The sequence below is a fragment of the Exiguobacterium sp. s95 genome, from assembly GCF_018618655.1.
Classification (GTDB): domain Bacteria; phylum Bacillota; class Bacilli; order Exiguobacteriales; family Exiguobacteriaceae; genus Exiguobacterium_A; species Exiguobacterium_A oxidotolerans.
The window spans coordinates 1-14,399 of sequence record NZ_JACSMM010000008.1 but is presented as its reverse complement, the minus strand read 5'-3'; the positions used below and the strand labels follow the sequence as shown (position 1 = coordinate 14,399).

13 protein-coding genes and 1 pseudogene are annotated in these 14,399 nt (G+C 47.8%); 2 read left to right on the top strand and 12 right to left on the bottom strand.

Annotation, left to right across the window (positions count from 1 at the left end):
- Positions 1 to 18: 18 nt before the first annotated feature.
- The 6 genes from KNP99_RS12070 to KNP99_RS12045 all read right to left on the bottom strand — a co-directional run bounded on the left by KNP99_RS12070 (position 19) and on the right by KNP99_RS12045 (position 9,520).
- Positions 19 to 945 carry an LCP family glycopolymer transferase gene (locus KNP99_RS12070; protein ID WP_215193256.1) on the bottom strand — a complete coding sequence of 309 codons (927 nt, stop codon included), beginning with the start codon at positions 943 to 945 and terminating at the stop codon, positions 19 to 21.
- Between the two features lie 472 nt (positions 946 to 1,417).
- A complete protein-coding gene (locus KNP99_RS12065; protein ID WP_215193255.1) occupies positions 1,418 to 2,110 on the bottom strand; it encodes a hypothetical protein in 693 nt (230 codons plus the stop codon).
- A gap of 31 nt (positions 2,111 to 2,141) precedes the next feature.
- The gene (locus KNP99_RS12060) at positions 2,142 to 3,710 is read right to left on the bottom strand and encodes a S8 family peptidase (protein WP_215193254.1); all 1,569 of its coding nucleotides are present in this window, start codon (positions 3,708 to 3,710) and stop codon (positions 2,142 to 2,144) included.
- A gap of 206 nt (positions 3,711 to 3,916) precedes the next feature.
- Positions 3,917 to 7,216: a hypothetical protein gene (locus tag KNP99_RS12055; RefSeq protein WP_215193253.1), complete on the bottom strand. Its 3,300-nt coding sequence runs from the start codon at positions 7,214 to 7,216 to the stop codon at positions 3,917 to 3,919.
- Positions 7,217 to 7,805: 589 nt separating this feature from the next.
- Positions 7,806 to 8,216 (bottom strand): hypothetical protein, encoded by a 411-nt coding sequence (locus tag KNP99_RS12050; RefSeq protein ID WP_251133092.1) that lies wholly within the window; start codon positions 8,214 to 8,216, stop codon positions 7,806 to 7,808.
- A gap of 59 nt (positions 8,217 to 8,275) precedes the next feature.
- Positions 8,276 to 9,520 carry a UDP-glucose dehydrogenase family protein gene (locus tag KNP99_RS12045; RefSeq protein ID WP_215193252.1) on the bottom strand — a complete coding sequence of 415 codons (1,245 nt, stop codon included), beginning with the start codon at positions 9,518 to 9,520 and terminating at the stop codon, positions 8,276 to 8,278.
- A gap of 110 nt (positions 9,521 to 9,630) precedes the next feature.
- Here KNP99_RS12045 and KNP99_RS12040 point away from each other — a divergent pair, with 110 nt between their 5' ends.
- A complete protein-coding gene (locus tag KNP99_RS12040; RefSeq protein WP_251132049.1) occupies positions 9,631 to 9,882 on the top strand; it encodes a hypothetical protein in 252 nt (83 codons plus the stop codon).
- Between the two features lie 96 nt (positions 9,883 to 9,978).
- Here the strand turns inward: KNP99_RS12040 and KNP99_RS12035 are convergent, their stop codons facing one another.
- The 6 genes from KNP99_RS12035 to KNP99_RS12010 all read right to left on the bottom strand — a co-directional run bounded on the left by KNP99_RS12035 (position 9,979) and on the right by KNP99_RS12010 (position 13,806).
- Positions 9,979 to 10,422, bottom strand: a complete 444-nt coding sequence (locus tag KNP99_RS12035; protein ID WP_088837940.1) for a helix-turn-helix domain-containing protein — start codon at positions 10,420 to 10,422, stop codon at positions 9,979 to 9,981.
- Between the two features lie 118 nt (positions 10,423 to 10,540).
- Positions 10,541 to 12,010: an SdrD B-like domain-containing protein gene (locus tag KNP99_RS12030; protein WP_215193251.1), complete on the bottom strand. Its 1,470-nt coding sequence runs from the start codon at positions 12,008 to 12,010 to the stop codon at positions 10,541 to 10,543.
- 159 nt (positions 12,011 to 12,169) lie between these two features.
- Positions 12,170 to 12,496 carry a four-helix bundle copper-binding protein gene (locus tag KNP99_RS12025; protein ID WP_214807076.1) on the bottom strand — a complete coding sequence of 109 codons (327 nt, stop codon included), beginning with the start codon at positions 12,494 to 12,496 and terminating at the stop codon, positions 12,170 to 12,172.
- A gap of 131 nt (positions 12,497 to 12,627) precedes the next feature.
- Positions 12,628 to 13,050, bottom strand: coding sequence for a hypothetical protein (locus KNP99_RS12020; RefSeq protein ID WP_088837943.1), 423 nt, complete (start codon positions 13,048 to 13,050; stop codon positions 12,628 to 12,630).
- A gap of 7 nt (positions 13,051 to 13,057) precedes the next feature.
- Positions 13,058 to 13,480: a 3-hydroxyacyl-ACP dehydratase FabZ gene (gene fabZ / locus KNP99_RS12015; RefSeq protein ID WP_012371522.1), complete on the bottom strand. Its 423-nt coding sequence runs from the start codon at positions 13,478 to 13,480 to the stop codon at positions 13,058 to 13,060.
- Positions 13,481 to 13,506: 26 nt separating this feature from the next.
- Entirely contained in the window at positions 13,507 to 13,806 is a 300-nt protein-coding gene (locus tag KNP99_RS12010; protein WP_214807075.1) for a DNA-directed RNA polymerase subunit beta, read from the bottom strand.
- 405 nt (positions 13,807 to 14,211) lie between these two features.
- Here KNP99_RS12010 and KNP99_RS12005 point away from each other — a divergent pair.
- Positions 14,212 to 14,399: pseudogene (locus KNP99_RS12005) on the top strand (copper amine oxidase); the annotation flags it as partial.

The following is a 14,399-nucleotide window of genomic DNA, read 5'->3' as shown; positions in this document are numbered from 1 at the left end:
GCTCACTCTTTTTGTTTATCATTCGATTCCTAACGAGTACTGTAACGCTGTTTTTGTTTGTTCGAGTGAAGCGTCCGTCGGATGCCAATAATAAATACCATCCGCTTCTTTTCCACCCGTTCCTTCAAGCTTCAAGTTTTCCTGATTTTTAAAAGCATCCATGTAGTCAAAGGCAAGTGTACGCATCGGTTTGAATGAGACATTGGTCTGCGCATTTTCCCCGACGACATCCATGATTGCATTGAATTTACTGATTGAGACATCTGACGACAGTTTTGAGACGACTTGCCCGATAACATCGCGTTGACGCATCTGACGACCGAAGTCCCCCCGTGGATCTTCATAGCGCATCCGTGTATACTTCAGTGCTTCGTCTCCATTCAGGTTGATTTTTCCGACCTCAAACTGTTTGTCCCCGACTTTAAAATCTAAGTCGTTATTGACCGTCACCCCGCCAACGGCATCGACAAGTGACGTAAAACCTTGCATGTTGATTTCCGCATAATAGTTGATTGGAATGTCGAGAAAGTTCTCGACCGTCTTGATTGCCATCTCCGGTCCACCGAACGAATAGGCATGGTTGATTTTATCGTTCGTCCCTTTACCGATGATGTCGACCTTCGTATCCCGGGGAATACTGACAAGACGACTTTCATTCCGTGTCGGGTTAAGGGTCATGACCATGATTGAGTCACTCCGGCCCCGTTCACCCGGACGTTGATCGACCCCAAGCAATAGGACCGAAAGCGGTTTTTGTTTTTCGACGACGGCGTCGCCAGTGTTTTTGACCGGTGATTGAATTTTCTTGACCGTCTGATCGACTTGGTAATATGTATAGCCGATGAATCCGCCGATTCCGACGACGAGGACCAAGGCAATCAACAACATGACCTTCAGCGGCGTCCACCGCTTTTTGACTTTTCGTTTCTTTTTGACGCGTTCCACTCTATCATTTCTCCTTTTATCTTGCGTATTATGTCGTACTTATGAGTTCTCATTTATATCGGTTCAGCATGAGCGCTCTTACAGTCGAGTATACAAAAAATAACTGCCTTTTTGTCAAAAACGGGAAAAAATGAAAAAAAGAGCCTGGTTTACAGACTCTTTAAAGCGATTGACGGACCTTGTGAACGCTTATTTATACCTTGCTTGTCGTTGGTATTATTAACGGGCGTTCCGAATCAAAATGACTGTCCAAAAAAACGCATTACTTCTCGTGACTCCTACGGGAAAAGCGCGTTTCGCGCTGTCAGAGGCAGGCGAGACCCTGCTCCTTGTTCGTCAGAATCAAGGAGCAACGGCTTGCGCCTCGCCCGAGGAAAGCACGAGAAGAAATATGCGTTTACATTAGCTATAAACTACATAAACTACAACTGTCTATACGCTAAAAAAGCTGTTTACAGACCCTCACGTATCCTTATAACGATGCTTGTCCAGAGACGACATACGTTTTCTTTTTCGCATTGTAATCAAGTATCACGAGTTTTTTTGTTTTCGTTGCCGTCTGGAAGACGTACGATTTCGACTTGCCTTTAATCGCAAGACCTAACTCGAGTTCTTGCTTCGTTTGAACAGATGTTAAATCAATCGTATCAAGACCTGTCCATTCCCCGAGACCTTTCCCCGATAAAAGCGCATCAAGTTGTTTTTCTGTCATCCCTGTTTTGATTTTCGCACCCTTCGCGAGCTTCATCTTGCTTTCCCGTGCACCTGACGTTGTCGTCCCGCGATACAAATCGAGCGATTTTGAAGTCAGCCGGTAGACGGAATCATTTTTCTTCGTCATGAACATCAACGTCGTTATCGCGGATGGGAAGTCTGCTTTTCTATCGTAGATGCTGTAGAGTGTCGTCTTTTGTCCTTGTGACGTGCTCGTCGCCTCTGCCTTTTGTTTCAAGACCGTCGAACTGCCCTTTTTCGTCAATTGCTTTTTGTAGTCTTTCCCGTAGATGACTTTTGCCGCCTGGGCAATCGTCATCCCCGGTGTCAATCCATTGTACTGTGTCGTCGCCTTCGTTTCCGTTGTCGTTGCCGCTTCAGCTGTTCCGGCAATCAATGTCGAACCGGCGATCAGTGTGGCGAGTGTCAGTTTAGCAAATGTTGTTTTCATGAATCTGTCCCACTTTCTATTTAAGTTGTTTTTATTTGATATAGCGTACGGCTTTATCGGCGTCAAGTCGTCCGTATCCGTACGCCTTGTCATAACCGGTCTTCCCGAGGTCCTGGGCTGATTTTTTTAGAATCGACTCGACTTCTGTTGCTTTGAGCGTCGGTTTCAGGCTGTAGAGGAGACTTGCGACACCTGCGACATGCGGTGCTGCCATCGATGTCCCGCTCCAAAAGGCCGATTCGCCGTCACTGAGGTAACTCGGAATGTCTTGTCCCGGTGCGACGAGGTCAAGTCCGTCGCCATAATTCGAGAATGTCGACCGGCGATCAAACCGATTCGTCGAACCAACCGACAAGGCATACTTCGACCGTGCCGGATACGACAAACGGCTCGTCCCGTCATTTCCCGTCGCGACGACGACGAGGACACCTTGTTTCTTCGCGTAGGCGAGAGCATCTTCAATCGCGAGTGACGAGAAACCGCCACCGAGACTCATATTGATGACTTTGGCTTTTTTCTTGACGGCATAAATGATGCCTTTCGCGATGTTCGAGTTCGAGCCTGTATTGTTCGACGCGATGACTTTGATCGGAATGATTGATGCCTTGGCGTTGATGCCCGACATCCCATACGTATTGTTGCTGTTCGCTGCAATGATCGCCGCGACATGTGTACCGTGACCATGATCGTCGATGGCAAGCTTCCGTTTATGGACAAAGTCATAACCGAGATCCATCCGGACCCGCCCTGCGAAATCGGCATAGGTCGGATTGATACCCGTATCGATGACGGCGACGCGCGTCGTCGTTAAGTTTTTTCCGGCAATCCGTCGTTTCATCGCCTCAAAGTTGATGTCGGCTCCCTTGACGCCGCCGCGTTGCCCAGTATTGTTCAGCGACCACTGGTATTTCTTGAACGGGTCCACTCCGAGTCCCTGCATCTGTCCGTCAAGTTCGACGTAGGTGACGTCCGCTGACTTCGCAAGTTTCGCCTTCGCCGCAAGCGCTTGATAGACGGACGAATAGGTGAACTTCTCCATCTTTAGTCCTGCATCAATCGTCTCACTGGCGATCGCCTTCGTATTACGCGACAACTGCGCATGGTCACTATCCGCCGTGCGCATCTTGACGATCAAGCTCGTCGATTGTCCCGTCGCTTTTTTCTTCGCGACGACATCACGCATCGGTTGTAAGCGTTCGAGTTTGAACGGGACCGTGAACGACGTGTTTTTACGTCCATTGATTTCGACATATTGCCGCCCTTTCCAACTTAGCGGGAAGAATAACGATTCACCGCTCACTGCGTCATAGCGTTCGTAGACCAGTTGTTTCAAGTAATCACTTTGCGTTTCGTAGACCGTGACGTCTTCTGTCTCGTCCGCTGCGAATTTGATATGTGTTCCTTCATTAACATAGTTCGCTGAGTCGAAATAAAACAACGCTTTTCCGTTTTGGTCGAACGTTCCTTTCAAGTACCCTTTATGCGTTTTCGCACCCGGCGTCGGCATTTTTTTCGCGCCCGTGCCCGCCGCTTCTGTATGTACCGGTAGTCCACTTGCAAGCAGTCCGACAATCGTCAGACTGAGTAACCATTTTTGCATCTCTTCACTCCTTCATTTAGGATCTCCCTCACCTATAATTATAATGGAAAATTTTATAAAATCTATTTATTTTTCTAGCTTATTCTCGCTTTTATTTACATCTATTTGAATATTATTTTGTGTTTTACTAAAAGATTATTGTCTAACTTGATTCAACAAATAAAAGAACCCTCAATCCATTTCTGAATTGAGGGTCCGTGTCGTGATTAGTTTAATCCGAGAAGAACTGCTTTCTCGTAACCACCAGTCAAGACAGAGTTGTCATACGACTGAAGATCTTTGTTGACTGTGATGACGTTCGACAATGTTTTGATCGTCCCTGCTGGAACTTTGATTTTCACGATGTCGAGTCCGTTTGATACGTTGTTATCCGAGTCAGCAAGCGAGATGCTCGTGCCGACCGGAAGGGCTTTTCCATTGAAGATGTATTGCGCCGTGCTCGTCGCATCATACATACCTGCGTACTGGACGCCTTCAGAGAACTTGATGCGGATGACGTCTTTTTCATCCTTCGCGTTCGCTGTCACTTTTTCGATTTCGAATGGTGAAGCGACCGGTGTGACAGGTGTTTTCATGAGTTTGAAGTCATGTGTCGCTGTCGCAACTGTGTTACCGACATCATCTGAAAGTGATTTGACGACGACTTTCCAGCCTTCGCCGTACCCTTTCATGTCGACGAGATACTGGAGACTCTCGTTCGCTTTAACACGGAAGTTCTTATCTGTTGTATCTGTATATCCGACAACCGAACCGTCGACTGTGACGATTTTGCCGTCTTTGTTTTTCCCGATGAATTCAACCGTCGTCTTCGGCGGGTTGACTAAGCCGTCAGCATTTTTGAGTGGTGTATCTGCTTGATCTTTCCCAAGCAATTTCACCGGCTCACTCATCATGACGTGGAAGTCTGTTGACATCATCACACGATCGATTGCTGTGATTTCAGCACTCTTCACATCCGGTGTGTTGAGTGGCGATCCGTCATAGTTCAAGTCGAGTGCAAGCGCATCGTTTTTCTCACCGTTCGCTTCTGCCTGGATCGCACCTTTTTCGAGCGTGATTTTGAACTTATCGTTGTAGTAGTTCTCTTTCGTATTGACGGTATCGTAGATGACTGTCCAGTCTTGTTTCATCTCGACAACCGCTTCGCCAGTCATTGCATCATACGATGTCACTTCAGCATATTCGCTGATGTCTTCGTATTTTTTAGATGTTGAGTTGTAGCGTTCGAGCTTCATTTTCGAACCATACAGAGCCTTGATGTCTGCTTTTTTCAGGTTTTTGCTGAACATGATGCGGAACTGCTCAGGCGACTCGACGACGACGCCAGCTGTCGGTTTGACTGTATCTGCTGCGACTGTGAAGTCGAGGTTTTGTGTCGTACCGATGTTCATTTCATCCGAACGTGCTGCGAAGTCCATCGTATCCCATACTTGAAGTGAATGTTTGCCAGCTGCGAAGTAGCCTTCTTTCACTCCTGGGTAGTTGTCGTTCAACATGATTTTGACTGTATCGCGACGATCGACACCCATTTTGTTATCGAAGCCGTAAGGAATGACAGTGAAGTACTTACCACCATACTGGCCATCGATTTTAAAGTTCGCTGTATCGATTGCTTCAGAGAACTTCACTTCGAGTTGGTTCAAGCCAATCGCTTTGACAGACGTTACTTCAGCAGGACGTGCATCCGTCAACTTGAAGCTTGCTTTTGATTTCACTTCTGTATCCGTGTTACTCGTGATTTTCGCTACCACTTTAACAACTGCGTTGTCTTGAAGTGGTGTTTCTTTATCAAGAATCAATTCGAACGCTTTTGGATTCGAAGGAATCGCTTTGACGCCGATGACATTTTTCATACCATCGAATTGTTCGATTTGAATGTTGTCGTTCGCCATATACTCTTCTTCATGAAGCGAAGGACGGACTTTATCGAGTCCGAACGATTTGAGGAGTAACTCACGCGAGACGGCTTTATCAAGGAAGATCGTGATGCGATCTGCTTGATTCGATTCCGCTGCGAGCATGTTGATCATTTCAATCGGAGCCGGCGTGACGGCGATCGTGCTGAACTTGACTTTCGCTTCACCAGAAATCTTACCGATGAGGTTTTTGTAGTCGCCGTTCGCTGTTTCGATGATTTCCGCGCTGATCATCGCATCGAGGTCCGTGTTGCTGAACTCAGATGTGAGGATGACCGTTGCTTTCCCGTCCTGGATCGTTACACGTTCTTTTGAAAGTGCACCGAATGACGTTGATAATTTAAGAACGATGTCGTCTGCGTTCATGTCGACTTCACCTGTCGCTTTGTTCTTGAGTAAGAACGTCACTTCCGTGTTGTCGCCACCGTTCGCAACGATTGTCGATGCTTTTGGTGAGACTTCAAGCATCCAGATGTTTTCAACACCTTGTGTCATGAAGCTCATTGAACCGAGGTCACGCGCGACGCCACCGATCATGATGTTTTTCGCATCGACCGTGTAGTCTTTATCATACTCAAGACCTGATACTTCAAGAACCGCTGATTTCTTGTCAGCACTGAGTGCCGCTGAAGTAACCGTTCCACCTGCGATTTTGAAGTTGTCGGCTGAGACACCATCAACGGCACGTGAGAAGGAGACTTCGACTTTTTCTTTGCCCATTGCTTTAGCAGATGTCAACATCGTCTTCGCGACTGTGAATTCCATTGCCGGAGACTTCATATCACCGACTTTAACGACGTAACTGTGTGTCCCTTCAGGAATACCAGATTGGGAAGCCATGAATTTACCGTCTTTGAGCATCCCTTTCGCGACGATCGGTGTCGCTGACATGTCTTTACCAGGGTAAATCATGAGTTCTGCTATCGCGTCAGCTGAAGCATACATGACGTCCGCTTTAACAGAAAGTGTCTGATCATCGACGCTTCCCATGACGTTCGAGATGTCGGCCGCTTTGACTTCATACTTGATTGAACCGGTTACGACTGAGTTTGCCCCTTTGTACGTATAGGCGATTTTATAGTTACCCGGTTTAGAAGTATCCGGTGTTTTGATGTTGAATTTACTGATTGGACGCTTGACGATGATTCCTGATTTGTAGCGGATGCTGATCGTGCTCGGAAGCACGACTTTTTCGCCGACAGCGACTGGTGCGAGTTCTGGTTCGAGGACGTCGACTGGATAGTTTTGAAGTTCGACTTTGAGGATGGCTTTTTTCGTCGTTCCGGCGACTTTACCGTAGAGGACTTGATATTTGTTGATGTATTTTTTCTCGAACTTGATCGAACCGCTCCATTTGACAGAGCGCATTTCGTATTTACCGTTTGAAAGTTTGACTTTGACTTTCGTCGGTAAGACTAATTTCTTAGTCGCATACTTCGAACCACCTGCATGCTTCATCAAGATGGGAGAGATGTATTTAACAGAGACCTTCGAAGCTGCGTCAGCAGCAACCGGTGCGACGACAGATGCCGTGACTGCGAGGGCAGCGGCAGCAGCGTACAATTTGTTCGATTTTTTCGTGTGAGCCATTTTTACGATTCCTCCTCTTATCTTTCAATACCAAATGTGACAACCCCAACTAGATAACCTACATTTTAAGTAAAATATTTCAATATATTTACTTAAAAACACGCAGTAATTCTCTATTCTTCTTTGGAGGAGTACGTTCTGTTTCACACGTCGACCTTCGCCTAACGTCGAGGCGATCGTCAGTGATTCATATGTATCCAGTTCGGGATGAACAAGAGAAAACTGTTGGAATTGCTTTATTCAAGCAATTCCCCGTGCTGTAGGTCCGTGCTCCTTCTCACTGCCTAATATACGTGAGTAAGTAAGCTACAGGTCAAATATACAAAACTCAGAATCAGAGGACAATAGGTTTTATGTAAAAAAAAGGGGAATAGTAGTAACCTAATAAATATATTAATAGGTTGTATATGGAAATTAAAAATCTGAACTCCCCTGAATTTGAAAACGCTTACAAAATTAAAAAACACCACTCTCCCTGGTCAAATAATTAGCGAGGGTCACAGACGAAGATGAATCTTCAAACGTAGCCACGCTCCCGCTGGTTTTCAGAACACGAGCGTGACCGGCTTTTGTCTCAATCTCGTCCGTACTACATCCGCTTCCGGTTTCTGACGTCCATCGCCTCCAAAAAATCCGTCCGATTGAACTGATGTCGCGAATCCGCCATGACTTCAATCCGTTCACCGACTCGTCGGAGCTGAATCGGTAAGCCACGCCCGATCCAGTCCAGTTGCCGCTGCAACAAATGACGCGCCCGCTTCGTCTTTCGTTCCGCTTCGACGAACTGACGGATGTATTGCAAGACGTATCCGAATCCAAACTCGATCGGAATCCGGAGCTCGACGCCGTCGTCCGTCACCCGAATCAACCCTGCGCCGTAATGAATCGCCCGCGACCACTCCTCGTCGACATGCTGCTCCCACCCGTTCATCAACGGTACGGTCTCAAGCTTTCCTTTAGGTCCACTCGGTTGCACCGTGAAATACTCAATTTTCATCATCCGTCTCCTCCACAAAAAAATAGGATGAACCCACTGATGGATTCACCCTATATAACAGGTCAGTTAGATGGATTGTTCGAAAATGTGTGGTGCGGTCGCCCGATGCCCTCGTACTGGACGTCACCCGGTGCCTCGAGATGTTGCCAGCAGTTCCGTCCGTCAATCAAACGCGGCGTCTGCATGTGTTCCTGCAAGAGTTGCGGTGAGACGTACTTGATGTCATCCCATTCCGTCATGATGACGGCGACGTCCGCTCCCGCCACTGCTTCAGCCATCGTCGTTTTTTGGTCGAGCAGGGTCTTCGCTGCCGGGTCATAGCCTGTCACCTTCACCCCAAGCTGTTGCAGGCGTTCGGCCAATCGTAACGCCGGTGCGTCCCGTAAATCATCCGTGCCCGGTTTAAAGGCAAGTCCGAGCAGGGCGACATGCATGCCACGCTCGGGACGAATCTTTTCGAGCACGTATGCGAGCTGGGCTTCATTCGTCCGGTCCGCTGCTTCGATGACGTGAAGGTGCGTATCATGTGTGCGTGCAAGTGTCGTCAAGGCTTTGATGTCTTTCGGGAAACAGGATCCGCCGTAGCCAGCCCCTGCCCGGAGAAAGGCGGGACCAATCCGTGGATCAAGACCAATCCCGTGGGCGATGTCGTCGACGTTCGCCCCGACCCGGTCGGCAAGACGGGCGATTTCATTGATGAAGCTGATTTTGACGGCCAGGAAACTATTTGCCGCGTACTTCGTCAATTCGGCCGTCGTCGGATCAACATGGACGACGAGTGCGTCCGTCATCTTGAGTAATTCCTCGAGCCGGGGCGCAAGTAGCGCGTCACGCGTCCCGATGACAATCCGGCTCGGTTGACGCATATCGGCGAGTGCCGTTCCTTCCCGCAAAAATTCCGGGACCATCGCGAAGCGGAGGGACGGATGCTCCGCACTTAACCGCTCCGTCGTCCCCGGAGGAACGGTCGATTTCAAGACGACCGATGCGCCGGGACTAATCGATTCAATCAACCGGACGACGGCTTCGACGGCTGAAAGATCGCAACTGCCATCTGCCCGTTCCGGAGTACCGACGGCGACGAGGTAGAGGTCCGAGACGGGGTACTCCATCGTGAAGGTCAATCGACTTTGATTTTTTTCGAGTGCCTCGTCTATCCCTTGCTCCGTAATCGGCACGATACCTCGTTTAAGCTGTTCCATCCGTTCTTTATTTAAATCGACACATGTCACTTCATGTCCCGCGTCCGCTAGTCCAATCGCTGTCACAAGACCGACATAACCGGTCCCAATCACCGTCAAATGCATACAATCACTTCCTTCGTTAGTTTCTCTGTCTTCACTATACGGGAGGACGAAAGATTTGTGCATCGAAAAAGCTTTTCGAATACGCTATACTAGTCATGGGAATGGGAGGAATGTCCGTGGCGATTATCATCTTTTGCCTCGTCTGTCTCTTCGCATATCGTATCCGGAAGCTTCCTGAAGCGATCCGGACGATCTTACTCATCCTCGGGTTATTCAGTGGATGGTTCGCGCTGTTTGAGATCATCAGTTATCTAGAAGCCAATCCGTATCTAGCCGCAATTCCGATCACACTCGGACTCGGGTATTGGTACTGGCGCCGTAAGAAAAAACAAAACACAACGACACCGCCATCTTCCTCATGATGGACTAGCCTGCCGACAAAGCTCACGAGCTCGTGAACTTTGTCTTTTTTTCGTCAAAAAAAGACTACCTCATGCGTAGAAGGTAGTCTTTCCTGGTTATAAACCGTTCGCTTTATGCTCGAGTGCGGCGATTTTTTCGTCAACATCCAGCAATTTCAGTTCATGTTCAAGCTCAAGACGACGTTTTTTACGTTTGAGCTGACTGATTTGTTCAGCAATTGATTCAGCCGTCGCTTCCTGTTTGGGTGGCACCGACTCGCTTTGCGTCTGATCCATCGATTGACGGAGTGGGTCGAACAAGTTCGATTTCGCAAACTTCGCTGCTTCCGGACCAAACATGTCATTGATGATCGGGAGGATTTTATTCATCGCCGTCCCTGGGATTTGTGACTTTTCATCGACCAGTCGTTTCAGCGCCAGTTCATCGACCAAGTAACCTTTTCCATCCTGTTCCGCATGCAATTCGCCTGTCCGGATCCAGCGACGGACCGTTTCTTCCGATACACGTAATAATTCACTGATTTGTTTCGTCGTTAACATCGTCATCCCTCTTTCTGTTCATTTGATACTACAACTATACACACGTGTGTGCGTGTGTGTCAACCGATGCACACATGAAAAAGCCTTCCGAACATAATCATTCAGAAGGCTTTCATTTTTAACCGTTTCGGCGTAAGAGGAACCACAGTCCGACAACTGCAAGTCCGGCACCTGTCGCAGCAAACGGGAATGGTGTTTCTTCCCCTGCTTGCGGCAACGTTCCAGACATTTTGGTCGAACGGGTCACGTCCGGCGTCTGCTCCGTTTTCGCTTTGACCGGCGTCGGTTTCGCTTGTTCGACCGGTTCAGCACGGACGACTTCAGCCGCCAAGAAAAATCCGAGCGTGTCTTCCGTCATCGTAAAGGTGGCTTCGACCGGCTTTCGTTTGAACAACTTCATGAATTCCTCGAGCTCCGGGAATTCTTCGTCGAGTTCTTCACCCTGATCTTCAGCCATCGCTTTCATGTCCGCTTTCGTGATGGCACCTGAAAAATCTTCGAAGTCAAGCAACGCATCCAAATCCAAATAATGCATCGCTTTTACAAGATACCCTGATTTCACTTCTGTTTTAACCGAGTACGTCCCTGGTTCGAGTTCAATCATCATTGCTTCATTCGCACCGACTGTTTCTTTGTAGACATCTTCTCCGGTAATCGTGTCCGTCACCGTATACGTCGCAGGCACGCCCGTTTCTGTATAGCCCGGTCGTTGATTCGCATCCGCGTCAAAGAAGTTTGTGACGAGCAAGAGGTTTGAGAAGTCTTCTTCTTCCTCACCGCCATACAGCCCTGCATCAATCTCTGCCGTTTGACCGGCTTTCAGCCTTAAATAAAGGTAACCGTCCTCTTCATCTAAATCCGAATCGATCAGTCGGTCGTCACCGACGTTTTGAGGCGAGTTGTAGTAATACCCCATGTCAAATCCGTCCATCTCGACGTCGTACTCACCCGGCTTCAGGTTCGAGAACGTGTAGCGGCCTTCCTTCGTATACACTTCGTCGACGACATCTTCATCATGATTCAACAGCAATACAGGAATATCATCGAGTAACAACTCGCCACTTTGACGAATCCCGTCCATGTTCTCGTCATACCAGACGGTTCCACTGATTGTTCCCGTTGTTGCTTTGACAGGCTTTTCTTTTGTTGGTTCTTCTTTAGTCGGCTCTTCTTTTGTTGGCTCTTCTGTTACTGGTTCCTCAGTCGCCGGCTCTTTCGTCGCAGGATCGACTTGTGGTTCTTCTGTTGTCGGTTCTTCCGCTGCCGGTTCTTCTGTCACGACACGTCCGAACTCGACGAGAATGTTCTTCGATTGATCGACCGCAATGATATTGATCGTCGGTGCCGTTTCAGCCGTGAACGTCACGACCGGCGTTTTCGCGATATCGATGTTTTTCCCCGTCACTTCGCCTTCGAAGACGAGTGTCGTTTCTGATTCGAGATCGACGAGTCCTTCCCCTGTAAAGGTAAGGGTGTACGGATTCGTCCCCGTTCCCGTGACATCCCAACTCACCGGTGCTGCTTGTACCGGAAGGATGACACTAAAGCTCAGTACCAGTGCAATAAGATACATGCTAAGTTTTTGCATTATGTAAGTATTCGCTCCATTCTAAAAATATGTTCTGCCTAAATTTTAAACAATACAGGAAAAATAAACCACCTAAAACTTTAAATTGCATTATCTTTTTTTCAAAAAAAGAGACTGCCCCTTCCCTTCAGGAAGAAAGCAGTCCCGTCCACTCGACTTTTAGACGAGTCGCTCGCAAGCTGTCGCGCACGCTTCACACGCTTCAGCACATTTTTGACAATGGTCATGATCATGTCCGGCACATTCTTTCGCACACGCACGACAAATCTCGATACAGGCTTTCGCGAGTACAGATACGTTCGAACTGTTTCGAGCAATCGCTTGACTGAGCAGACCACATATATCGGCACAATCCCGATCGAGTCGGATACAGCCCGTCATATGCGCGACGTGTTCCTCATTCAAACAGGCATCGAAGCACGCGTTGCAGGCAATGATGCAAGCATTCAGTTCTGTTAAGACAGCTTGATGGTTTTCAGACATCATCCAAGTCCTCCCTATACGTATAGTAGGTACTACTCTTATTTAGTTTCCCTATCATCTTCATCACAAACATCAAAAAAGAAGCATGCGAGAACCGGGGAATCCAAGTGGCTCTCGTATGCTTCTCATTTGGTTTAACGGACGATTTCGAGCGGAATCTCAATGCCACGCCCGGCTCCCGCATCAATAATCAACACAGGGAGTCGCTCTTCATCAAAGATATCCTCTTCAATCGTCGTATCTGCCGTATAGGTCCGAACTTCGCCCATCTTCTTCGCTTCGAACGAGACGAACGGGAACGGAATCGATTGATTGGCGACATCGAGTCGGATGTCGACTTGTTGATCGTCAAGACGAATGTCATTCGCCGTTCGAATCGTCAAGCGCATCCGGTCCTTTTCCGTCAAGGAGACTTGAGCGGAAATGTTTTCCGTTTGTCCGGCACGTTTGACAGGATCAATGAAGACCGTCGGGGAAGCCGTCTTCACCACGTCAGCACGCTGACAACCCGGAATGATGAGTAAGGATATGGCAAGGGGGATCAACCAGCGTTTCATCAGCAGGTCACTTAATCGCGAAAGTTAGTTCAGCAGTACAGGCGACTTCCCCATCGACCGTAGCTGTAGCACGCCCTTTACCGATCGGTCCACGCAGTTTCGTCAATTCGACTTCCAGTCGGAGCTGATCACCGGGTACGACTTGACGTTTGAAACGGCAATTTTCAATACCTGCGAAAAATGCGAGTTTCCCTTGGTTTTGTTCCATTTTCAGTACAGCGAATGCACCGACTTGCGCTAACGCCTCGACGATCAGTACGCCAGGCATGACGTTGTAATCCGGAAAATGGCCATTGAAGAATTCTTCATTCGCCGTGACGTTCTTGATGCCGACCGCTCGTTTACCTTCCTCGACTTCAAGAATCCGGTCAACGAGTAAAAACGGGTAACGGTGCGGAATCACTTCTTTTATCTGTTCAATCGTATACATATCTACAGCTCCAATCACTGATTAATCTAAGATTTCATCCAAAAATCGGTGATGCGGGTCCACGTATCGAGCTTCAATACATCCATCGCTTCGCCACCACCAAACGTCGCGTAACCAACCATCGCGCCTACGACGAGTGCAATCGCGACGAGAACCAATACGATCAATAGTCGTACAAGAATCGGTACTCGACGAGAAGAATACTCACGAAGACGTTTACGCTGCTTCTGCTCCGGGTTTTCTTGATGTTCCTGATTCGGCTCTTTTTGATGCCGTTTCAGACGTTCACGTGTCGGTTGACCCGTTCCTGCTTGGTTTTGTACCATCTTGATCACCTTTCATTGAGTCAGTCTAAAGAACAGTATAGCACATTAGTACCTGGTATTAAATAGTTCCGATTTAGCTACAAGTTTGCTCTTTTTCCAAGTGTAACATGAGGAATCAAACAACATATAAAAAAATTTCGCATTGTGTATATAAGGAAAGAAAAAACACTTCCCCATATTTTTCGATATTCTTTCACAAATTTTAAATCCAATTCATATCCTTGCGCGTAAGCTACACAGAACGGCAAACAGAACGACTACTGAAACGCATCATAATTACGTTTTAAGATTTTTTCAACTTTTTAAAACTTTTTTAAATCCAAATGCCTCACTCCTTCGTAGGCTTTTCAGAAGGATGAAACAGAAACTACCAAAACTACTAAAAATTGAGAGGAATGATTACAGATGAAACATACTAAAAAATTCGCAGCATCAGCAATGGCAGCAGCACTCGTATTACCAGGAACGGCGGCATTCGCATCAGGCGGCGCATCGGACGACACGATGATGCATGAGGACAAAGCAAAAAACGTCACGGTCAAAACGAAAGCAGCAGATCTTCGTGCGACACTCGACCAATTGCTTTCTGAGCA